We start from the raw sequence: 22,519 nt of genomic DNA on the forward strand, positions 1-22,519 counted from the left end.
GGCGAGCCACCTTGGGTATCAGAAATTTTGAGGTAGGTTCAGCATAGCGTGAGAGGGTGCGGCGTGACAGAAAAGGAAAAGATGCTTTGCGGGGAGCTGTATGACGCTGGCGATCCCGAGTTGATGCGGGAGCGGCTGTCTGCGGAGAAGGTGGTGGCTGCGTATAACGCCGGTGCACCGTCTGCAGCGCTGGAAGGTTTTCTTGGTGCAATCGGGGAACGATCTACGCTGCGGGCTCCGTTTTATTGCGACTATGGATACAACATCTTCCTGGGCGATCGGGTGTTTCTCAACTTCGGTTGCGTGCTGCTGGATGTGGGCCGGATCGAGATTGGCGACGGCACCCAGATTGGGCCGATGGTGCAGATCTATGCGGCGGATCATCCGCGCGACCCGACGGTGCGGGCGCAGGAGCTTGAGAATGGGCGGCCTGTGGTGATCGGCAGGAATGTCTGGATCGGTGGCGGTGCGATCATTCTGCCGGGTGTGACGGTGGGGGACGATGCAGTGATCGGAGCGGGAAGTGTGGTGACGCGGGATGTTCCGGCGGGTGCCACGGTGATGGGAAATCCAGCAAGGATAAAGGGGATGCAATGACGGCGGAAGAGGTAAAGGCGTTGCTGGGATTGGTGCCGCACCCGAAGGAGGGTGGGTGCTTTGTGCGGACGTACGAAGCTTTGGAGAGTGTTCCGGCGGCTTCGTTTCTGGATGGACGCTATGCGGGAGCGAGGAAGACGGGGACGGCGATCTATTACCTTCTGGAGCCGGAGACGTTCAGCGAGATGCACCGGCTGCAATCGGATGAGGTATTCCACTTCTACATGGGCGATGCGGTGGAGATGCTGCAGCTTCTGCAGGATGGGACCGGGCGGGTGGCGGTGATTGGGACGGATCTGCAGCGCGGGGAACGGCCGCAGGTGGTGGTGGAACGTGGTGTGTGGCAGGGAGCGCGACTGCGGCAAGGCGGGGAATGGGCACTGCTGGGATGCACGGTCAGTCCAGGGTTTGAGTTCGAGGATTATGAGAGTGGGAGGCGGGAGGAGTTGGTGGCGGGCTGGGGTGAGTTTGCGGAAATGATCGAGGGGCTTACGCGGGAGTAGGCACCTCGGTTCACGGGGATCGTTGGGTTATGGGATGTGCCACCCAGAGGTATGCACAATGTGCTGAGCTGGCGAGCTGGTTTTCCTGCTTACATGCTGCATCCGGTACACTAGTCCCACCCAGGTGCGGATTCCTTTTCCAGAACGTGTACCAATCTTCCCCGCTATAGTCTTCGCTCTCGTGCTGTGCTCTCTCCAGCAACTTGAGGGTACTACTCTCATTTTCAGCGCATGCACGTTCGGCTTCATCGTTGTGGCTACGTTAGCTTTCAACGTGGTGGGGGGACTGACCCGACCTTCAGGCGGGTATATTGCCGCCTACACCCTTCTGGCTGTACTCATCGGAATCTCGTACAAAGTTCTTATTGGGGAGCCCGGGCAGAGTAATCTTCAGCAACCCGAACTCACGATCGAGGTGTACCTGGGAGCGATCACCGCGATGGGTGCGGCTGCCTACCTTTCGCGACGCTTCGTCCTGAACAAACCACTCATTCGTCAGTTCAAGTCGAACGCGGATATGGGCCGCGCTGCGTTGAGCTGTTCCGTGATCGGCATCTTCGCTAACGTCTATTTGGCTGCCCGCACCTCGACCGCTGAAGCCGGCTCTCTTCTTAGCGCTCTCGAACAGTTGAATGCGTTTCTGATTATTGGCATCGTGGCAGGAATGATCTATGAGATCAGAAGGAGTGGGGGTAGACGAAGCCTCAACCTCGTCACAATGCTCGCTTGCATTCTCACGTTTGTATTGGGTGTGATTACATATTCCAAACAGGGAATCTTTACTGCGTTTGTCTGCTGGATTCTTGCCGTCGCTTCGCAGCGGTATAAGGTGAGCCTCTTACAGATTGGCAGCCTCATCCTCGCGGCAGGCTTTATCTCGTACTACCTTGTACCGTACAGCCAATACGGTCGATCGTTCCGCATCGAAGGTGGATCCTTCAGCGAGAACCTCAAAATAAACATCCTCTTACTTTCAAACCTGGATAAGGTACGAACCGCCTTCAAAGAACAAAACGACGATCTCTACACCGGTACGGATTTCAGTCGCTACTATAACGAGCCTCAAGGTCTGGCGGACCGCCTCCAGATGATTACGCCCGATGACCTCATCGTCAACTACACGGCGCATGGTGGAGTCTTTGGCCTGGAGCCCACGATCTTTGGATTTGAGAACCTTATTCCCCATTTTATCTGGCATGATAAGCCGATTATTGGCTTCGGCAATGTCTATGCCCATGAGATCGGGATGATTTCGGACGAGACCGATACCACAACGGGAATCTCCTTCAGTCCGGCAGGCGAGGCTTTTCACCAGGCGAAGTGGGCAGGCATCTTCATTCTGCTCCCCATCTTGCTGTTCTTTTATTTTCTTATTGTCGATTCGGTCTGCGGCGACACGCGTTCTTCGCCCTTCTCATTGCTAGTCATGATCGGAGCGCTCCATTCGGCTCCGGAAGGGGGCGTGGGTGAGATCATTCGTGGTCCGACCGTTGAAATCATGGGTCTAATATTGCTGTCATCTCTCGTCATTTACCTGATGCCCCTTATCGCTAATCTCATCTTGGGTCCAGTCAAGGCCGATTACGAAGCGCCTACAACGTACACCTAATCCTTGACAATTTCGCGATCGTTGCGGTCCAAGGATTAGAAGTTGCGGGTCATCACGGTCGGGTACACTTGTAAAAGTGCGAAATCACCAAAAATTCTGGATCTTTCCTTTGACCGTTGGTCTTGCAGCTTGCTTTGGTGTTTTTGTACTGCCCCTTTTGCTTCCACCTGCCCGGGTCGCGGCGATCTCGGTTTCAAACGCAACAGGCTTCAACAACAAGATCGCAGCAGTTGTTATTGCGTTTTGTGCGCTCGTGGTTTTCCTGATCTCGCTGCGCCTTGGGGATAAGTCGTCCGAGCAGGCGGGTGTACCGGATATACGTCCTCTTCGACGGTCCGCGTGGATGGGCGCGGCGCTCTTTGCAGGCCTCTACACCGCTTGTTTTGGGTGGCTGATCAGTAATTCCGATCGCCGGTATCCGGTCGACGTCGACTACTTCATCCATCAGATGAGCAGCAGCACCTTCTTCCACCGTCAGCTCTACACGTCGATCGAGTTCCCCTACGGTCCGTTGCTTTTCTATCCCCCCATCCTGCTTCATACGTTGTTCCGGGGACATCTCTCTCTGCAGTGCTGCTACTTTATCGTTCTGGTACTGCACCAGGTACTTGGTGTGTCGCTCCTGGCGTACCTCGTCAATTATTTTCCGATGAGTCGATCCTGGAAGATCTTTGCCATGTCGTGCTTTGTGCCGTTCACGCTGCAGCCAATTTTCGGCGTGAACTATACGCTGCTCCGTTTCACTCTGCCCCTGGCTGTTCTCGTCTTCAGCGCGCGTCAGGGCAAGGTCTGGATGACCTGCCTGCTCTTCGGTCTGGGACAGATGTTGACCCTCGCCCTGTCGCCAGAGATGGGCTTTGCCTTCGGGGCCGGCGCATTCTGCTATGCAGCGCTGCAGTGTTGGCGGAAGGGAAAGACCTGGCTTTCCGCCATCGTCGTCCTGCCGATCGGTGCGGGTCTCTTCCTGCTGATCGTCGGTGCACCCTATCTTCGAATGCTTAGCCTGTTTGCAGGCGGGGTCTTTAACTTTATCGTCGAACCGCTGCCGTATATCGTTGTGTTCCTTTTTGCAGCGATATGGTTTGTACCCCGGATGCTTGCCGCTCGCTGGACCAGCGATCAACCAGAGACCGTTTTGCTGGGGTCGTGTTTCGTGGTGTCGATGGCTCTTGTGCCCGTGGCGCTTGGGCGCGCCGATCCAGAACACGTGTTCTTCAATGGAGTGGGCATATTCCTGCTGGCGATGGTCGCTCTCTCCACGGCACCACGCTGGCAGCAGACGGTGTGGGGGATAGGCACTGCGGGAACGATGGCACTCGGACTTGCGCTGGTGTACCACCTGTTCCTGCCAGAACTTCGGAGCACCCTGTACCGGGATATCGTCACGTTTCGCTCGTCCTATGTGATAAATTCCATCCTCAACGCCGCAGGAGAGAAGCGTTGGTCAGCGAGTTCGCGCGACAAGCTGGATCATCCGGTATTCGAAAGCTTCGACATCGCCACGCTGGAGAAAATTGTCGATGGCAGCCCGGTCGCGGCGCCACTCGAGATTGGTCCAAAGACCGAACTCATGCTCGCACAGCATGGACTCTATCGTCCGGACGCCTACTACTTTACATGTGCTGTTCTGGACGACAAGGCGGAGGCCCGTAAGATCGCCGAATTGAACCAGGCCCATTGGGCATTGCTGCCGACAGGGATCGAATTTCACGTATCTGAGGATCAGGGCCTTATCAATTCGGTCAGCGGAATGCAGTTGCACTACAGGCAACGATGGACGCCATACGAAGTGGGTCTTCTCTTCAATGCAAACCTAAAGACTCGCTGGGAGCCGGTTGCTCAGATCGACACATATACCCTTTACCGCAATCGAAGCTAGACAGTTGGTCGTATCGCTTGCGACAAGTTCGTTAGCCTCAATCTCAATGAAAGAGTTACTATAGTAACCATATTCCATGTGGACTGTCAGGTGTAAATGAACGATCAAGTCGTGGTCCGTGGACATGTACCGGCACTTGACGGTGTCAGGGGACTCGCCATTCTCCTCGTCTTTCTGTTTCATTCGATGAACGGAAATATCGAATCGGTCGGTTGGTTTAGCTGGATAGCCACTCGCGCAGTCGCGATGGGCTGGACAGGTGTCGATCTCTTCTTTGTGCTATCTGGTTACCTGATTACAAGAAGCCTTTGGCCCGGCAGAGGGGCAGCCAACTACTACCGCGTGTTCTATGGCCGGAGAGCACTCCGGATATTCCCTCTTTACTACGCCGTGCTGATCGGAGTGCTGATGGTTGCGGCCTGGAGACATGCGCCCTATAGCTTCGATACGCAGATTTTGTTCTGGCTGAACCTTTCCAATCTTGCGACCGCCTTCGCGCCCTCTCTCATTGGCTCATTGAGTTCATTCTGGAGCCTGGCGATCGAAGAGCAGTTCTACTTCATCTGGCCTTCTATCCTGAGGCACATTAATGAAAAGTATCTGGTGAGAATAAGCATCACACTTATCCTGATCCCGTTAGGTCTTAGAAATCTTCCGACCATCCCGCATCTGTTGATGCGTTGGCCCGACCTTGTCTACCGATTGACGTTCTTTCGGGTTGATACACTGGCCGCTGGCGCGCTTCTTGCCTTTGTGACGCTGAAACATCCAGAGGCATTGCGACATCGTGCGACGATCCGAGCGATGTTTTGGGGATCAGGTCTACTCTACGGCTTACTCTGCTTCGCCAAGCAACCGAGCCATTTACACGTCGTACGGTTCGGATACACGCTGCTGCTCGTTTGCTTTACCTCGCTTGTTGCTCTTTCGCTTTCAGGCAGCGGGCCGCTGACGGCTATTTTTTCGAATAAGTGGCTTAGAAGGATGGGCGATTACAGCTACTGCTTTTATCTTCTCCATATTTTTCCGATTATCTATCTGATCCACAGACCATGGATACGCGCCGCAGTGACTTCGAGGCTGCACCTGTCCGTCAACCTCGTTGCGGTCTTGATAGCTCTAGCTCAATTTGGAGTTACGTTTGCACTTTGTGCGCTGTCGTACCATTTCATTGAGCATCCACTTTCGAAGCTCAAAAAGCACTTCAAATTCAGGCGCAGCAACGAGAACGTGATGCATGCGTGAGTACGAAGCAGCAAAAGCACCGCGCGTGGAGATGATCCACCAGTCGATCAGGCGGTGTAGTTTCTTCCTTGGCCGATTGCGGACAGTCCCTTCCGGTACGTGATGGAACTTCGATCCGCCGGGACGTGCTTCTGCGTGGAGGTCGAGGGGAAGGTCTTCTGGGAACTGCTGTTCTACGATGGCAATGTCTTCGGCGAAGTCCTGGTAGTTGAAGTCGAGCGTGGCTTCGATGGGTGCGTCCTTGTCGAAGTTGCGGCAGATCGGAACGAACAGGCACGTCTTTCGGGCTGAGACGGGCGATGCCACGTTCATGATGTGCAGCAGACCGCCGCCCGGAAACTCCACCGTGAGCTTCGCGGTGAACGGACGAAAGACCTCGAAGCGCCGATGCCACATAAAGCCAGGCGGGTTGAGGTGCTTGTAGGCGTGAGAGTAGTTGCTGACAGTGCTGATGTAGTCGGCCACAAAGCCTTGCTCCGTCTTCGCCACTTTGTCCGACTCGGTGAAGGTGCAATCCCGAGGAAGAATCCCTGCGCGCAGAGCGCTGGCGACCAACAGCTCAGAAGCAGGGAAGAAGAAGGTAGAGGTCGCCATAAATCCTTATGGATGCACGCGGCCTCTTGAATCAATTCACAAACGCTACGCAGCTTCGAGAGATTCTCTCAGTGTGGCGCTTCAGGCTTCGGGGCTTCTTCGGCACGTGTGCTGATGATGCGCATCATCTCCTGATACTGCTCTTCGCTCTTGTTCTTGATCTCGTCGAAGCGCTTCGACTGCTCCTCCTGGCGCGGATCGCTCTGACGCGCATAGAGCTGCAGGAGACCGAAGTTCGCCGCATAGTTCTCCGGGTCGAGCGCAATGGCGCGATCGAAATAGACGCCTGCGGGGGAATAATCGTGCTTCATCAGGGAGACCTGACCGAGCTCTGCAAGCACGTCGGGCCGATCTGGACCAAGGGTGTTCGACTGCTCCAGCTCCTGCTTTGCGCTGTCGAGATTACCCTGAACACGAGCAATCCGTCCGAGGTAGTAACGCGCGTCTGCCGCAGTGGACTGGTGAGCGACAGCCTGCCTGAGCCAGACGGCGGCAGAATCATAGTTCTTGGCGCGAAAGTAGCTGGTTCCGATCGAGAGAAGCGCTGCGGGATCTGATGGACGGAGCGTATGGTACTTCTGCAGGTAAGGCAGCCCCTGCGTTGCGTCCTGCGAGAACGAGGAGACGATACCCATGCCGAAGTTATATTCCGCATTGTTGGGCTCCAGCCTCACTGCCTCCGCCATGGCCTTGCGCGACTCGCCAAGCAGTCCCATCCTGATGGTGAGCACCCCGAACTCATAAGCAAAGCTTGCGTCGTTGGGCTGAAGGTCCCGGGCGTGTGCGAGGTAGCCAAGGGCACCCTGGTAGTCTTTCGCAGCTTTCGCAACGCGGGTGAGATCGATGAGGATGGCGACGGAGGAGTGACTCTGGGCGAAGGCTCGCTCGAGCGTCGCGCGGGCGGGAGCAAGTTTTCCTTCTCCCTCCTGCGCGAGGCCAAGGATGCGAAGACCCTCGGGAGAGAGAGGATCTCGATCATTTGCCGCTGCGAAGATCGTTTCGATCAGATCGGCTCGGTGCGCCGTGCGCAGGGCTGGTAGTACCTCCATGGCGTCCTGCTCAGTCAGGTCCTGAGCAGCAATGATGGCTGCTGCGGCCTTATCGGTTCCCGCAGGGTGGTTGAGTGCGGCTTCATCAGCGCAAAGCACGATCTGGGCACCGATGCGGCCACGGTCAGCTTCGCTCAGGCGCTCGAGATGTTCCATCGAGAGTTGGAAGCTGTGATCCCACATGAGCAGCATGGCCGCCTGGTAATTTGCTTCGGGATTGCCGGGCTCTCTCCGCAGAAGCTTGTCATAGATACGGAGCGCCGAAACTCTTGCAGCTTTGTCTGATTCCGCAGACTGTGTGTAGACGCGGCCGAGGTTCAGATAGGCGCTCGTGAGGCCCGGAGCATGCGCGACTGCCGCGGAGAATGCCTTGATCGCGAGATCCGCATGTCCCTGCTGTATCTCGATAACTCCACGTAGATTTTCCAGACCACCGTCCGCTGGGTATTTTGTGATGGCAGTGGAGATGAGTTGCTGTGCGCCTTGAAGATCGTTCTGCTGGATGTGCTGTTGAATGGTGATCAGCATCTCGCGATATGGTTCGTTAGAAGCTTGTGCGATCGCTGATTGCTGGAGGAATAGCATGGTCGCCACGAAGAAAAGCATTCGTTCGAGAACCATGCGCTTCCACCGTACTTGTCGGCGTGTGCACTCGGCTCTTCGCTGCGGGTAGCTGGGCACTATCTCTTCTCTCTTCTGTCCACTAAAATCATGCCCATGCACGTACCGAAGCCTCGCATTCTCGTCGCTTTCGCACTGGGAATGCTGGTCTGCGGTGGTGGCGTAACTTACTCGTCTGCCCAGACCAGTAATGATGCGCCAATAGCGTTAATCACGCCGCCTTCATCACTTGGTCTTACTCCAGAGAAAGTATCTCACTTGAAAGCTGCGTTTGCCGGACAGGACTACGTTACGGCTGAGAGGATTTTGCTTGCCGAGATCGAGCGAGATCCACACTCCGCGCGTTCCGCCGCTCTCCTGGCTTATGTGGGGAGCGTCTACTATTTGAATCGAGATTTCCTGCATGCGGCGATTGCCTGGAAAAAATCGAATGTGATCACTCCGCTCGATCCGGGGCTTCAGTTCTCGCTGGCCATGGCGTATCTCCAGATCGCTCATGCTGATTGGGCGCGGCCAGTGCTCGAATCGCTCTTGGCGCAGGATAGGAAGAACTCACTCTATACCTACTGGCTTGGACGTCTTGACTACGACGCGCACCGCTATCCCGAGGCGATCGTTCACTTTCAGGAGGCGATCAGCCTTGCGCCAACGTTCTCGCGGGCATACGACAACCTGGGGCTCTGCTACTTTTACCAAAACCAGAACGAGTTAGCTGTTAGCAACTTTGATAAGGCAATCGAGTTAGATCGTAACTCCGCTCATCCTTCTGCGTGGCCTTACTTGAGTCGCGCTGAGACCCTGCAGTTCATGGGTAAGCCTGAGAAGGCGGAGAGTAGTGTCCGTGAGGCTATCCGTCTCGAGGCGCAGCTTGCGGCAGCTCACTACCGCCTCGGAAAGATCCTCGAAGATGAAGGTCGTTTGGAAGAGGCAGCGTCAGCGTTGGAGGAGGCGATCCGAATCAATGCAAGATACGCTGAGGCTCACATCGCGCTGGCGCAAATCTACAACCGGCTCAAGCGGAAAGAAGCAGCGGACAAAGAGGTGGAGATCTATCGCGGGTTACGTGCTGATGCCAATGGCGCCAAGGTGCAGTAGTCAGCCTCCACTCTGGCAAAAAAAAGAGCTGCCCGGTAAGAGCCTTAGCTCTTGCCGGGCGGCTTTGTTATAGAGCGACGAGTTCGAGACTTAGAACTCGAACCGTCCCACGAACTGAATCGTTCGTGGAGAACTCACCGCTCCGTTCCACTTACCGAACGAATTTCCGGAAGCAGCTACATCGGTAACGAACGCATAACCCGGGCCACCATTGCTGCTGCCCTGGCTAATGAAGTAGTGATTGTTGAAGGCATTGAAGAAGTTCGACTCAAACCTCAAGTTCAATCTCTCGGTAATGTGAGTGTTCTTCGTAAACGCTATATCCAGGTTCCTATAGCTTGGACCGTAGATGGTTGAGACTGCCTTCCCCAGACCGGTATAGCCGAAGGAAGAGAAGTCATGCTCAAAGGCATTGGGGTTGATGAGCTGACCGTTATCCGTAACCGGGTTGAAGCTGTTCCGGCCATGCAACAGTGCCGGTTGGCCAGACAGGACTCCGGGAATGCAGTTCTCGCGGAACTGCGGAACCAGCGTACTGGTTGTGCAGGCCGAAGAGTAGAAGGAGAAGGGAATACCGTACTCGTAGCGAAAGATGGGGCTTGTCTGCCAGCCGCCAACCAGCGAATTGAGCAGGCCCGCCGAGTTGAGAAAGCGCTCGTTATGACCGAAGGGCAAGTTATAGACGACCGCAACCGATCCTGTTGCAGGGACGTTATCCGGAGCGATGGCATACGCGCGAGCCTCGTCGTAAGGCGAGAAGGATCCGCTGTTGCCGCCTGCGCCGAGCCCGGCGTTTGCACCGGATTGAGTGTTGTTCGAGGCATCCGTGAACATCTTCTGGAGCGTCAAGGAACCAAGAATGTACAAATGACCCTGGAACCGTCGTTCTACCTTCGCCTGGAACGAGTTATAAATCGAGTTTCCATGCTGCTCGTTCAGCCCGCCCAGCGTGCCGCAATACTGCGGGAATGGTAGAAGAGCCTGAGCGATCGTAGGCGCGCAACCGGTCATCTGAGCGTCCCAGTTGATGTACGGCTGAGAGATCCCGTGGGCCGCGAAGGCTGCCGGGCCGCCCGCATCGTTGTAGTTGATCGCCAGCGCGCTGCCGAGTGCCGCAAAAGTTGGATTGAAGGGATTCAGCACATTGATGGGGTTCAGCGCGGAGGGCAGGTGCGTACCCTTCGTGCCGACGTACGAGACGCTGAGCAGCGTGTTGCTAGGAAGCTGACGCTCGACCGTCAGGTTCCACTGCGATGAGTAGGGCCTTCTGTTTCCGTCCAGAGGACGGTAGAGCGAAGGTGTCTGACCATTATCGAAGCCGGAGGATATATCTTTCGTGACGCCAACCTGGCTCTGCGCGATACCCGTACCTAGATAGATCGCTGGTGTCCGGAAGTTGCCAACCGACGACTCATTCAGGGTCAGGTTCTTATTGAAGCCGTCCTGTGCGAGACCACCGCCCCAGCCAGGATAGAATGCCTGGCCAAAATAAATTCCATAGCCGGCACGGACAACCGTCTTATCGTCGATCGTATATGCCAGGCCAAAGCGCGGTGCGAAGCCTTTCTTGAAGGCGATCTCAGGATAGCGAGCACCATAGCTTGCTGCACCGAATCCAGTTCCCGCGAAGGCGAGCCGGCCTGGAAGTTCTGATCCAGAGGCGGTTATGGCATCTGGATTGCCGCCGATCGGATCGATGAAGGAAAGGTTGTCGTGCTTGTCTACAAATGGGCTGATGTAGTCCCAACGCAGGCCGTAGGTGGCAGTAAGCTTTGGACTCACGCGCCATGCGTCACCAATATGAACTGCCCAGCCCGTCTGCCGAGGATACTTTGCCGCGATATTCAGGTAGCCTACGTTGGCGCTTGCGGTTGCACCGAGATAGAAGCTGGCGACAGCATCTCCGGGGCACGATGAGTTAGCGCAGCCTGAGTTGCCGGTGGTGTCTGGCTGGAAGTTGAAGGTGCCGCCCTGGTTGCCAGAGCTATGAATGCTCATGCCAGCCAGTTTGTATTCGACGCCTGCACTGATCGTATGCTTGCCCCGGATCAAGGTAGCGACATCGTTGACTGCCCACGTTCCACGGGTCGTCAGGTTGGCAGCCGAGTTCGGTCCGGCGTTGTTGCCGAGTTGGCTATACCCTCCGCCAAAGGTCATCTCGGGCAGGTAGGTGGTGTCGGCTACTCCTGCAACGGAGGGCAGCGCAGCTTTACCGTTGAGCGCGAAGTAGCCTTCGTTGCGGCTCAGGTAGCCGACGGTGGCGTGATTGGTCAGGAAGCTGGAGAAGTTGTGCTCCCAGTTGAGGCGCTGGATCGGAGCATTCTCGGGGCTGGCAGGCGATGCGGTTGAGAGCGCTACCGGCAGATCGCTCTGTGCGTTTACGCCGGTGTACTGCCACCAGAAGGTGTAATAGAAATGATCTTTGGCGCCGGCGTTGACGTCGACTCGCCAGAAATAAACGTTCTCACTATTCGTCAGCGAACCCTGACCGGAGTGGGGGATGAAGTAGTTGTTAAGCTGACCTCCGTTGGTCGGAGTGGGAAGCGCCGCGAGAAATGCTTTGGCGATCGGGTCCTCGAAGGCCGGGTTGATCACATTTCCTGGAATCGCCGTGCCTGCCAACGCGCCATACTTGGTCGGGTCATTCGGGTAGTAGAGCTGGCTCCCGACGGAGCCGAAGTTACCAGCCCGCTCTGCTATCGGGGCGACCGATAGTGTTGCTGAGTTTGCAGAGCCGTGGTCCTGAAAGCCTTCCCAGTTGAAGTAGAAGTAACCCTTCACGCGGTCGTTCGCATCGTGGTACTTCGGAATCCAGATCGGACCGCCAATATTTGCACCGAAGTCGTTCTCTTTATCAGCGGGCTTCGACGCGGCGCCGTACTGCGATGCGTTGAAGAAATCGTTGCGCAGATACTCGTAGGCCGCGCCATGAAACCGCTCGCCGCCGCTCTTGGTTTGGACGATCAACTGGCCTGACGTGGAGTTTCCATACTGGGGGTCGTAGTTCGAAGCGAGGATCTTGACCTCGCTGGTGATATCCGGAGACATGCCGAAGTCGGTCTGCAGTGCCACCATGCCGCTCTGGTTCATATAACCCTCAGAGGCAGTAGCACCATCGACCAACGCTTCGTCTCCTGTCACAATGCCGCCATTGGTGCGGGAGTTGTAAGCGTTACCGCCACCACCCGTGCTAACGCCGGGCATCAGGATGGCAACCGTTACCGAGGATCGGGGTGCACCCGAGACGACAAGGGGAAAGTCCTGTAGTGTTTCAGGACTTACGCCGCCACCCAGGGTAGCGTTGTCGTAATTGATAAGCGAAGCGTCGCCATTCACAGTAACGGTCTGGGTTGACTGGCCCACCGACAGCGGGATCGTGACCCGGGCAGACTGATTGACGGCGAGTTGAATGCCGGTCCGTCGCTCCGACTTAAAGTTGGGTGACGTTATATCCAGGTCGTAGAGACCAGGGGTCAGGTTGCGGAAGTTGTACTCTCCACTGGCGTCCGACTCGAAGTTCTGCTGAAATCCTGTCGCTCGATTGGTTAGCGTGAGCTTGGCGCCGGGTATCGCGGCGCCACTTGGATCGGTGACCACTCCGCCGAGCGAGGCGTTTGTGTCCTGTGCGAATCCTCGCGGATTAAGTGTCGGTAGAAGGACACCGAAGAACAAGATGAAAGGCACATTCCTGCGTTCAAAAGTCTGCGTCGCATTCGATCCCCCAATTTACTGCCTATCGCTTTTTGCTATCTGTCGCAACTGGCTGCGTTGCTTGATTCTGCCGCTTGATCCTATTCGTCGAAGGTCGGACTGCCCAGTTACTTTGCGCTCGAATGAACGAAAACACATAGCTCTGTTTGGCAACGTTTACATTGACTTTGGAAGAACATACGCAATCTACCCATAAGCTGTAGGTATGTCAACTTGTTAAAACACTTTGCAAGAAAGATAAGGTTACCGGTAACTTTCCGGTAACTGAGCAGTCCCTCCCCTCTGCCTTGCTGTCCGTCTCTACATGGGGAATGCCGTGTAAACTTAGCCGATGCACCGACCCAGCAGACGAGAGTTCGTTTCCGCTCTAGCGGCGACGGTGCCTCTTGCCGCTCTACGTAGAATGTTTCCCGCCACGATCGCTCCACCGGTCAAGTCGTCGATTACAGCTCTCTTCGAACCGGTTCTCCCAGCGCAATCGGGCATCATCTGGTCCCATGTCAACGGCCGGTCTCCGGCGTACTATCTGCCTGAGACAACCGGGGCCGGATGCGCTTTTCTCGACTACGACAACGACGGCTGGATGGACATTTTCCTCGTCAACAGCGGCGCATGTGATTTCTTCACACCGGCCAAGCCACTTCGTAACGCGCTTTATCGCAATAATAGGGACGGTACCTTTACGGATGTAACCCTGAAGGCAGGAGTGGCTGATGCTGGCTACGGGATGGGTGCAGCCGTTGGTGACTATAACAACGACGGTTTGCCCGATTTGTTCGTGACCAGTTACAACCGTTCGATCCTCTACCGAAATAATGGGGATGGCACATTCACCGACGTAACTCTGAAGTCCGGCATCAGCACGCCTGGCTGGGCGTCGAGCGCGGTCTGGTTCGACTACGACAACGACGGACGTCTCGACCTCTTCGTCTGTCGCTTCGTGGAATTCGATAAGGGGTCCAACAAGTTCTGCGGCAACGAAGGTACAGGCGAGCGTCACTACTGCATACCGCGTATCTATCCACCGACGCATAGCTGGCTCTTCCACAACAATGGCGACGGTACCTTTACGGACGTATCCGCCGCGACGGGAATTAACGCGAAGGCAGGCAAGGCCTGGGGGGTTGTGGCCACCGACATCAATAACGATGGCCACATGGACCTCTTCGTCGCCAACGATACCGTGGCTAACTTCCTCTGGATGAACCACCAGGGAAAGTTCAAGGACGAGGGTCTCGAAGGTGGAGTAGCCTACAGCTCCGACGGGCATCCAAGGTCCGGCATGGGCGTCGATGCAGCCGACCTCGACCAGGACGGATGGCAGGACCTGACCGTCACCAACGTCGACCAGGAGATGTACTCCGTCTATCACAACAATAAGGACGGCACCTTCGACGACCTCTCGCCCATGAACGGTATCGGGGCTGCGACCCGGTCCATGAGCGGATGGGGCCTTCGCTTCTTCGACTACGACAACGACGGCAACCTCGACCTCTTCATTGCCAACGGCCATCCCGACGATCAGATCGAGGTCCACTCCGGCAGCGTCACCTACCGTGAGCCATTGCTCCTCTTTCACAACGATGGAGTGACCCTTAAAAACATCAGTGCTTCAGCAGGGCCGATCTTTCGCGAGTCGCTCGCCGCTCGTGGACTGGCACTGGGTGACTTCGACAATGACGGAGCCGTGGACGTCCTGATCTCGACGAATAACGGCGCACCCTTGCTGCTTAAAAATCTGGCGGCCAAAGGCAATCATTGGCTCGGGCTAAAGCTCGTAGGGCGCAAGGCCAACGTCGATGCCATCGGCGCCCAGGTAACGTGGAAGGCTGGCACGCTGAGGCGATCGAGGCTCAAGTCGGCTGGTGGAAGTTATCTCAGCAGCCACGATCCTCGCATGGTTCTCGGCATCGGCACACATACAAAGCTGGATCAGCTTGAGATTCGCTGGCCTGCTCCAAGCACCCGCGTCGACACCTTCACGGAACTTCCCATCGATCGCTACATCACCATCATCGAAGAAGAGGGAATCGTTCGTTGATGTGGAGCGCGCAGAGCTCTTAGCTCGGCTTCAATGACTTGATCTCGACTCTACGGAACCAGATCTCGCCGAACTCAAGCTCGATGGCAATCTTTCCGCGAGAGAGCGGAAGGAACTTTCCTGCATTTTGTGGATCGGGATATTCCAGGTTGTATGCCGAATTGACGGTCCTTCCGTTAACGATGTGAGCGGAACGGTTCCCTTGCCAGATAACCTCCACCGTGTTCCAGCCATCGAGAATCTCGAAGTTTCCGTCCTTGATCTTTCGGGAGTAGGCCGGCTCGGGTCTACCAGCATCTTGTTTCGGCGCTAAGGATGATGAAGGCGGAGTGGACCATCCGTTGGCGCCTAATGTCTCACCAAAAAGGCCGTTCGGATGATCGTCCTGAACGCCCCGGGTCCCGACCATAAAGTAGTCGCCGACGTCACCCTCCTCAATCTGGCATTCGACGCAGGTCGGCCAGACCTTGTCTTCACCCACGAGGCCATAGAGCATACCGTTATCACGCTTTGCGAACTCTCGCGGCGCAAAGCGCTTCATGCCCCACTTGTATTCAAGGCGAATATGAACATCTTCAAACTCTTGGTTGGTCGCGAGATAGCCGGGCTCAGCAGGTTCGCCGCCCTCTTGATTTCCCATGATGTGGAGCATGCCCTCCTCCATCGTGACCATCTTGCGTTTCTCTGCAACGCCTTTGCCCGACCTCTGCAGCATTGTGTACCAGCCGCTGAGGTCGCGGCCGTTCAGGAGCGACATCCAGCCATCTGCGCCAGCTTTCGGTAGTGCGGTAGAGGCGGTTTGAGCCGAACTCTGTTGGTCTACGAGAAGTTGCCCCATGGCTGCTACTGAGCCAAGCTTCAAAAAGTGGCGACGATTCATCATGTCTCCTGCGAAACGGGTAAGTTCCATCGCCGATTCTAAGGCCGCGTTCTTGTGACGACTACGGACCCAGCCAGACGAAGATAGCACTTTATACTCGTATCTCTTTTAGAATCTTGTATTTGCGTATAACTCATTTAGAAGTCTATATTTGCGAGCAATTAGAGCAGGTAAGTAGCTCATTCTAAGTTGGTTGCGCTCAACATCTCAACCCGTTTTTTCGCCCCATGCTAAGCAATCACCGCTCCCACACGCGCAGCGAGCATTCATACAAACTCATATTCACACGCTTGCCCTGAAAGCGCACCCCTTCCGATTCGAGCCGCAATCGCTGCTCGATAGCGGCTGAACCGGGAAGCTTGATCTCGCCTGATACACCGAGAACCCGATACCAGGGGAGCCGGTCGGGAGGATCTGTTCGCAGCAATCGAGCCACGGCACGGTGGTAGAGCGGATAGCCTGCCGCTGCAGCGACCTTTCCGTAGCTGCTTACCTTACCAGCCGGAATGGACAGAATGACCCGCCGGAACGCCTCATCCCGCAATTCATTCGCCCGCGCACCCTCGCGCAACATCCTGCGCTTCATCTTCGCAGTCGAAGGGGGAGGGTCAAACGGATTTGAAGAGCGTCGGGTCATAGCGTCCTTCAGAGCATGCTCAGTCCATTCGAGCACTTCTGTCTACGCCGTCCAGCTTGCGGCTGGATATGGCTGCGCATCAGCATGACGTGTCGTAAGTCTCTCAGTAGACCTACTTTGATGGAGAGAAAAGTTACGTACGTAGATGAACGCAGCGCACGTGGAGGTTACAAACGCGTGACAATTCAGAGCTCCTTCTGCTGTAAAGTTGAGACATCTTCCCTAAGAACTACGTAAGACCGGCTGCCGACCGCCGGTGGTTTCTTTCTCAACATTCGTGCTGCTTCGAGCAGCGCAACGCGAGGCAACTGTCATTCAGGAGACGTTAGTGAAGTCCATGTTCAAAGGTATGTTTCTCACCCTCGCACTGAGTTCTGGTTTTGGTGTGGCAATGGCGCAATCAACGGCAAGCGTCTCAGGTACGGTGACTGATTCCACCGGTGCTGTAGTGCCAAACGCAGTCGTGACCATCCATGGCAATGCGACAGGCGCTGAACGTAGCACGGTGAGCGATAGTGCCGGATCGTTTACCGCGCCTTCGCTGCAGCCGGGAAGCTACACGATTGTGGTGACGGCTGCGGGGTTCAGCAAGTTTACGGCGCAGCAGGTGACGCTTGAGGTAAACGCGACCGCGACCGTGAATGCGAAGCTGGGGATCGAGAGCGCAGGCGAGACGGTGCAGGTAGAGAGCAAGGCGGCACCGATCGAGGCGCAGACCTCTACACTTGGGCAGGTTATCGATCGCGAGACGGTGCAGCAGATTCCGCTGAACGGACGCCACTTTCTCGATCTGACGAACCTAACGCCCGGCACGGTGATTCCGCCGGCAAATGGCAATCTGACAGCTCCCAGCCGCGGCCTTGGTGCGAACTCGTTCGATACGGCAGGGAACCGGGAGGATACGAACAACTTCCAGGTGAACGGCATCAACCTGAACGACATGACGCAGAACCAGATCACGTTCCAGCCGTCGATCAACACGACGTCAGAGTTCAAGATCATCAACTCGACCTTCAGCGCGGAGTATGGGCGCAGCTCAGGGTCGATTGTGAACGTATCGACGCGCTCGGGTACGAACCAGTTCCACGGCGAGGCGTTCGACTATCTCCGTAACAACTACTTCGACGCTCGTAACTTCTTCAACCGGAAAGGCCCTCTGGCTTCGAATCGGCAGAACCAATTGAATCGCCATAACTTTGGCGGTGCGCTGAGCGGACCGGTGTTCAAAGATCGCACGTTCTTCTTCCTGAGTTACGAGGGTCTGCGACAGAAGCAGGCGATTCTGCTGACAAGCAACGTCCCGACACTTGCGCAGCGCAACCTGTTTGCCACGAGCCAGGCAGGACCGGCGTGGGCGCAGATTATCAGCACCTTGCCGGTTGGCGTTGAGAGCACTCAGAATGGCGTGACGACTGCGGTTGCGAGTGGGTCCTCGCCGGGACCGGTGAAGACGGACCAGTTCAGCGGTGATCTCTTCCACAACATCACGAAGGTCGACACGCTGCATCTGTATTACGCGTGGCAGCAGGACGCACGGACGGAGCCGAACCTGCAGGGCAATTCTGTGGCGGGATTTGGCGATCATCGCGGAGCGCATCGGCAGATTGGGACGATCAACGAGATTCACGTCTTCTCGCCAGCGGTGGTGAATGAGGCGCGCGTCGGGTTCAACCGAATTGCCATCTCGTTCAATGAGAACTTCCTCGGTCAATCGAGCACCTACGGAATCAACAATGGCGTGGCGCTGCCGCTGGGGCTTCCGCAGATCTCGGTGACGGATCTAAACCTGAACTTCGGCGGACCGAGCGGATTTCCGCAGGGCCGCTTTGTGACGACGGGTGTCTTCTCGGACACGCTGAACTATATCGTTGGAAAACACTCCTTCAAGTTCGGTGGAGAGTTTCGACGCTTTGAGGGGAACAACTTCTCGCAGACGGCCGGGACGATCAACTTCACAACGACGCCGAACTTCATCAACGGCCTTGCGAACACCTTCAGCGGCAACGCTTCGAACGTGGTGAGCCGGATCTTCGACAGTTCGGCTGCAGGATTTGTGCAGGATAGCTGGAAGATTACACCGCGCCTGATCGCAGAGCTTGGGCTGCGTTTTGAGTGGAACGGAACGTTTACCGAGGGAGCGAATCGCTTCGTCAACTTCCTCGCGGCAAGCAATACGTTGCAGCAGGTGAACCAACCGTACAACCAGAACTACAACTACGATCCGCGCGTCGGCTTTGTGTACGATCTGTTCGGCACGGGCAAGACAGTGGTCCGCGGCGGCTTTGGCTTGCTGGCCGATCAGCCGAACGAGGGCGTTGCTTCAGGGCTCGCGGGTAATCCGCCGAACTCGACGCCGGTGAGCTTGACGGGCGGCGGACTGGATGTGCGAACGCTTTACTCGAAGGCTGCGGTGAGCGGACTTGCGCCGAGTGCGGTAAATCCAAACTATCGCAATGCTTATATGGAGTCGTTCAACCTGAATGTACAGCAGGATGTTGGCTTCGGAACGGTGCTCCAGGTTGGTTATATCGGATCGAATGGGCGGCATCTGCGTGTGCCGTTGAACCTGAACCAATTCACGTATGCTCCGGGCTCGACGGTTGCAAATCGACCGTTCAAGACTTTGTCGGCGGCCAGCTTGATTCGCCCGGGTGCGGCCCTGGGGAACATTACGCAGATCAGCTACGCTTCGATGTCGAGCTACAACGCGCTTTGGGTCACGGCGCGGAAGTCGTTGCGCGGCGGTCTGGAATTGAACGCGAGTTACACCTTGTCGAAGTCGCTGGACGACAACTCGCTTTCGGGCAACGGGCTTCAGGACAGCACGAATCCTGCAAGCGATTATGGGCGTTCGGACTTTGACGCTCGTCATCACTTCGTGTTCAGCGGCGTCTGGACGTTGCCGTTCCACGGAAATCGATTGAAGGATGGCTGGCTGCTGGCGAATATTACGCAGGCACAGTCGGGCAATCCGCTGAACGTCGTGACTTCGAATACGACCTTCACGGGGAGTGGCAATATTCGGCCGACAGTGTTTGGAAAGTATTCGACGAGCCGTGGCGCCGTGCTTACAAATGGAAATATTCCATTCATCAACGCCACAGTTTGCGCTACGCCGAACGTTGCGGGATGCACCTTCTTGACGCAGGCCTTTGGATTTGGAACGCTCGGAAGGAACTCGCTGGAAGGTCCGGACTTCTCGGATACGGATCTTTCGCTGCAGAAGACGACGAAGATTGCGGAGCGGGTAAACCTTGTTCTGCGGCTTGATTCGTTTGACCTGCTGAACCATGTGAACCTGGGTAACCCGAACCTGACGGCTTCGACCACGGGAACATTTGGCCAGATTACGGCGACGCGGAACCAGGTTGGCGATGCTGGATCTTCACGGCAGTTGCAGTTCGCAGGGAAGATTACCTTCTAAGCTGATCACGAATGAAATGCACAAAGAGGAAGCCCGGCTCGACGCCGGGCCTTCCTCTTTGTGTGTGACAGGTTATTGGAGTTTGCGAATCCAGATGTTGCGGAAGCTGATGGGTTCGCTCTTGTCGCCGTGGGCCTGGAGCTTGATGGGGGCGGTGTCGTAGGCCTTGTAGAAGGGCTTGCCGACGTAGAGGGTTTGGCCAGTGAGCTGGAAATGGTTCTCTACGATGATGCCATTGAAGAAGACGGTGGCAAAGGCAGGGGTTTTGACGGAGCCGTCGGTGTTGAAGGTGGGGGCGGTCCAGACGACGTCGTAGGTCTGCCACTCGCCGGGCTTACGGTTGGGGTTGGCGAGCGGGATGGCCTGTTTGTAGATGCTGCCGGCTTGGCCGTTGGTGTAGGTCTTGTTGTTGTAGTTGTCGAGGATCTGGAGCTCAAAGCCAGCGTCGCCGGGGCCAGTGGAGGCGAGGAAGACGCCGGAGTTGCCGCGCGCCTGATCGGAGCCGGTGATGTTGCTGGGGATTTTCCACTCGATGTGAAGCTGGTAGTTCTTGAAAGATTGCTTGGTCTCGATGTTGCCGACGCCCTTCTCCTTGCTGACAGTAAACATCCCGTCATGAACATCCCACTTGGCGGGGGCGTGGTCGGCGGCGGAGACCCACTGGTCGAGATTCTTGCCGTCGAAGAGGACGACGGCGTCGGAGGGCGGTTCGCCGTAAGCGGCCCCGGGGGTGACGACCGGGGGGACGGGCTCGTAGACTTCGGTGTCCTGATGCTTGGGAGCGTTCGGGTCTGGAGGGGTGGTCGGCTGCTGCGCGGCTAGAGGAGCGGCGAAGGCGAGGAGGGTGACGAGCTTGAGGAGCCTGGAATCGTGTGCTTGCATGATGTTAGCGAGGATACACCTCGGTCTCAACATCTACAGCAGACGATAGCGGTACCGAACGAAATCCTCCTTTCTTAAAAAGACCTCTTTGTTATGAAAAAGGGCAGCGTCCATCAGATGGATGCTGCCCTTTTACTTCCGCGCAGTTGCTTAGTGGCGGTCGTGGTCTACGTGGCCCTGGTTGTCGTGGGACTCGTTGCCGTGGAAGTTCTGTGCGTGTTGGGCGTCGCCCAGATGGTTGCTGGGGTTGGGGTGCTCGTTCTGTTTGGGGATGGGGCCGTGGTAGCCGTGGCGGGTGTCGAACTGGTTGTTGACGTGGCCGTGGAAGTTGGCGGGGCCGTGGAACCAGCGGCCTGCTCCGATGAAGGCACCGCCGCTGAACCACTCGGGACCGTAGTAGCCGTAGGGGGAGCAGCTATAGGGGGCGTAATCGTAGTAGCCGTAGGGGCATGAGGGTGGCGTGCCGATGTTGATGCTGATCTGGGCCTGTGAGACCGGGGCTGCCGCTATAGAGACGAGGCCTGCGCATGCTGCGAGAGCCAGGTATTTGAGACCGTTCATAGAGTATCTCCCGGGTAAGAGACGAGGGTGGTACTCCGGAAAGTTGCGGAATTTCGCAGAAGGCTGTGGATTGTTAGCTGGGAAGGCCTATTTGGCTCGGCTCTTTTTAGGTGCGGAGTGAAGACCAGCGGCGGACTCGCGGACGACCAGTTCGGGTTCGAAGGGGACTACTTCAGGGTAGGGATCGTTGGGGCACTGGATGCGGGTGATGAGAAGTTTAGCGGCGGTCTGACCCATGAGGTAGAGGGGTTGGGCGATGGTGGTGAGGCGCGGGTTGGAGAAGCGGGCGGCATTGATGTCGTCGAAGCCGATGACGGAGATGTCTGCGGGGCAGTGGAGGCCTACGTCCTCGATGGCCCGGATGGCGCCGATGGCGGCGAGGTCGTTGAAGCAGAAGATGGCGGTGAGTTCGCGGGTACGGGCGAGGAGTTCGCGAACGGGCTGGTAGCCGACCTCGGAGGAGAGGGAGGTCTGCTGGAGGTAGAGGCAGAGGTCGGGGCGGACGGGGAGGCCTAGCTCCTGGGCGGCGGTGAGGATGGCCTGCCAGCGGAGTTCGGTGTCGGGTACGAAGGGCTGGCCCTTCATGAAGGCGATGCGGCGGTGGCCGAGGTCGTAGAGGTGACGGAGGGCCTTGGCGGCGGCGCGGGTGTGGTCGAGCTCGAGGTTGGAGACACCCGGCGTGCGCGAGTGCGAGGAGATGCTCACGACGGGGATGGGGAGCTTATGGCGAAGCTCGGTGTTGACGACGAGGAGGCCGTCGATGGAGCGGTCCATGAGGAGCTGGGGATACTCCTCGATGAGGTCGGGGCGGTAGAGGTGGGAGACGGTGTAGGAGAGGTATCCCTCCTGCAGGAGGCACTGCTCGACACCGGACATGACGGTGGTGAAGTAGCCCTCGGAGAGCTCGGGAACCATGACGCCGATGGTGTTCGAGAGGCGTGTGCGGAGCATGCGGGCGTGAACGTTCGCGCGATACTTGAACTTCTTCGCGGCATCGAGGACGCGCTGGCGGGTAGCAGGCGCGATGGACTTGGCGACGGGCGAGTTGTTGAGAACGATGGAGACAGTCGCCGGGGAGAGGTCGAGGTATTCAGCGAGAACCTTGAGGGTGACGGGCCTTGGTGCGTCGGGGGACTTCTTTTCCATTGAACTGCTTGTCCTTTTTCAAACCGGGGAAGGGCCTGCGGATTT

At 56.8% G+C, this 22,519-nt stretch carries 15 protein-coding genes; 8 read left to right on the plus strand and 7 right to left on the minus strand.

Translation table 11 applies throughout. The annotated features are described in order from the left end of the window. Nucleotides 1–63 precede the first annotated feature (63 nt). The 5 genes from OHL20_RS18735 (at nt 64) to OHL20_RS18755 (ending at nt 5,833) form a co-directional block, all read left to right on the plus strand. Nucleotides 64–597 (plus strand): sugar O-acetyltransferase, encoded by a 534-nt coding sequence (locus OHL20_RS18735; protein ID WP_317890971.1) that lies wholly within the window; start codon nt 64–66, stop codon nt 595–597. Beyond that, a complete protein-coding gene (locus OHL20_RS18740; protein WP_263384682.1) occupies nt 594–1,100 on the plus strand; it encodes a cupin domain-containing protein in 507 nt (168 codons plus the stop codon). Before OHL20_RS18735 ends, OHL20_RS18740 begins: the two co-directional genes overlap by 4 nt. Before the next feature lie 253 nt (nt 1,101–1,353). Continuing rightward, on the plus strand, nt 1,354–2,709 hold the full coding sequence (locus OHL20_RS18745; RefSeq protein ID WP_263384683.1) for a hypothetical protein: 1,356 nt from the start codon (nt 1,354–1,356) through the stop codon (nt 2,707–2,709). A 109-nt stretch (nt 2,710–2,818) separates the two neighbouring features. Then, nucleotides 2,819–4,588, plus strand: coding sequence for a hypothetical protein (locus OHL20_RS18750; protein WP_263384684.1), 1,770 nt, complete (start codon nt 2,819–2,821; stop codon nt 4,586–4,588). 96 nt (nt 4,589–4,684) lie between these two features. After that, entirely contained in the window at nt 4,685–5,833 is a 1,149-nt protein-coding gene (locus OHL20_RS18755) for an acyltransferase family protein (RefSeq protein ID WP_263384685.1), read from the plus strand. A 662-nt stretch (nt 5,834–6,495) separates the two neighbouring features. On the opposite strand, the gene OHL20_RS18760 is transcribed toward OHL20_RS18755, so the two are convergent. After that, on the minus strand, nt 6,496–8,097 hold the full coding sequence (locus tag OHL20_RS18760) for a tetratricopeptide repeat protein (protein ID WP_263384686.1): 1,602 nt from the start codon (nt 8,095–8,097) through the stop codon (nt 6,496–6,498). 96 nt (nt 8,098–8,193) lie between these two features. Here OHL20_RS18760 and OHL20_RS18765 point away from each other — a divergent pair, with 96 nt between their 5' ends. Beyond that, a complete protein-coding gene (locus OHL20_RS18765) occupies nt 8,194–9,192 on the plus strand; it encodes a tetratricopeptide repeat protein (protein WP_263384687.1) in 999 nt (332 codons plus the stop codon). A 90-nt stretch (nt 9,193–9,282) separates the two neighbouring features. Here OHL20_RS18765 and OHL20_RS18770 read toward each other — a convergent pair whose 3' ends face one another. Continuing rightward, nucleotides 9,283–12,876, minus strand: a complete 3,594-nt coding sequence (locus OHL20_RS18770) for a TonB-dependent receptor (protein WP_263384688.1) — start codon at nt 12,874–12,876, stop codon at nt 9,283–9,285. 358 nt (nt 12,877–13,234) lie between these two features. On the opposite strand from OHL20_RS18770, the gene OHL20_RS18775 reads away from it, so the two are divergent. Then, nucleotides 13,235–14,944, plus strand: a complete 1,710-nt coding sequence (locus OHL20_RS18775) for a CRTAC1 family protein (protein ID WP_263384689.1) — start codon at nt 13,235–13,237, stop codon at nt 14,942–14,944. 19 nt (nt 14,945–14,963) lie between these two features. Here the strand turns inward: OHL20_RS18775 and OHL20_RS18780 are convergent, their stop codons facing one another. Together OHL20_RS18780 and OHL20_RS18785 are read right to left on the minus strand one after the other, a co-directional pair. Beyond that, entirely contained in the window at nt 14,964–15,827 is an 864-nt protein-coding gene (locus OHL20_RS18780; protein WP_263384690.1) for a 3-keto-disaccharide hydrolase, read from the minus strand. A gap of 235 nt (nt 15,828–16,062) precedes the next feature. Continuing rightward, the gene (locus OHL20_RS18785) at nt 16,063–16,461 is read right to left on the minus strand and encodes an MGMT family protein (protein WP_263384691.1); all 399 of its coding nucleotides are present in this window, start codon (nt 16,459–16,461) and stop codon (nt 16,063–16,065) included. Between the two features lie 337 nt (nt 16,462–16,798). Here OHL20_RS18785 and OHL20_RS18790 point away from each other — a divergent pair, with 337 nt between their 5' ends. Further along, a complete protein-coding gene (locus OHL20_RS18790) occupies nt 16,799–19,885 on the plus strand; it encodes a TonB-dependent receptor (protein WP_263385052.1) in 3,087 nt (1,028 codons plus the stop codon). Between the two features lie 72 nt (nt 19,886–19,957). Here the strand turns inward: OHL20_RS18790 and OHL20_RS18795 are convergent, their stop codons facing one another. The 3 genes from OHL20_RS18795 to OHL20_RS18805 form a co-directional block, all read right to left on the minus strand. Next, nucleotides 19,958–20,767: a 3-keto-disaccharide hydrolase gene (locus OHL20_RS18795; RefSeq protein ID WP_263384692.1), complete on the minus strand. Its 810-nt coding sequence runs from the start codon at nt 20,765–20,767 to the stop codon at nt 19,958–19,960. Between the two features lie 150 nt (nt 20,768–20,917). Beyond that, nucleotides 20,918–21,328 (minus strand): hypothetical protein, encoded by a 411-nt coding sequence (locus OHL20_RS18800; protein ID WP_263384693.1) that lies wholly within the window; start codon nt 21,326–21,328, stop codon nt 20,918–20,920. Between the two features lie 87 nt (nt 21,329–21,415). Beyond that, nucleotides 21,416–22,474: a LacI family DNA-binding transcriptional regulator gene (locus OHL20_RS18805; protein WP_263384694.1), complete on the minus strand. Its 1,059-nt coding sequence runs from the start codon at nt 22,472–22,474 to the stop codon at nt 21,416–21,418. Between the last annotated feature and the right edge of the window lie 45 nt (nt 22,475–22,519).

This window comes from Granulicella arctica (assembly GCF_025685605.1).
Classification (GTDB): Bacteria; Acidobacteriota; Terriglobia; order Terriglobales; family Acidobacteriaceae; genus Edaphobacter; species Edaphobacter arcticus.

Bases quoted from the DNA above. Each gene is read 5' to 3' on its own strand.
- OHL20_RS18795 (WP_263384692.1), bottom strand. From the start codon at position 20,767: ATGCAAGCACACGATTCCAGGCTCCTCAAGCTCGTCACCCTCCTCGCC.
- OHL20_RS18775 (WP_263384689.1), top strand. From the start codon at position 13,235: ATGCACCGACCCAGCAGACGAGAGTTCGTTTCCGCTCTAGCGGCGACG.
- OHL20_RS18805 (WP_263384694.1), bottom strand. From the start codon at position 22,474: ATGGAAAAGAAGTCCCCCGACGCACCAAGGCCCGTCACCCTCAAGGTT.
- OHL20_RS18760 (WP_263384686.1), bottom strand. From the start codon at position 8,097: ATGGTTCTCGAACGAATGCTTTTCTTCGTGGCGACCATGCTATTCCTC.
- OHL20_RS18755 (WP_263384685.1), top strand. From the start codon at position 4,685: ATGAACGATCAAGTCGTGGTCCGTGGACATGTACCGGCACTTGACGGT.
- OHL20_RS18780 (WP_263384690.1), bottom strand. From the start codon at position 15,827: ATGATGAATCGTCGCCACTTTTTGAAGCTTGGCTCAGTAGCAGCCATG.
- OHL20_RS18790 (WP_263385052.1), top strand. From the start codon at position 16,799: ATGTTCAAAGGTATGTTTCTCACCCTCGCACTGAGTTCTGGTTTTGGT.
- OHL20_RS18785 (WP_263384691.1), bottom strand. From the start codon at position 16,461: ATGACCCGACGCTCTTCAAATCCGTTTGACCCTCCCCCTTCGACTGCG.
- OHL20_RS18740 (WP_263384682.1), top strand. From the start codon at position 594: ATGACGGCGGAAGAGGTAAAGGCGTTGCTGGGATTGGTGCCGCACCCG.
- OHL20_RS18765 (WP_263384687.1), top strand. From the start codon at position 8,194: ATGCACGTACCGAAGCCTCGCATTCTCGTCGCTTTCGCACTGGGAATG.
- OHL20_RS18800 (WP_263384693.1), bottom strand. From the start codon at position 21,328: ATGAACGGTCTCAAATACCTGGCTCTCGCAGCATGCGCAGGCCTCGTC.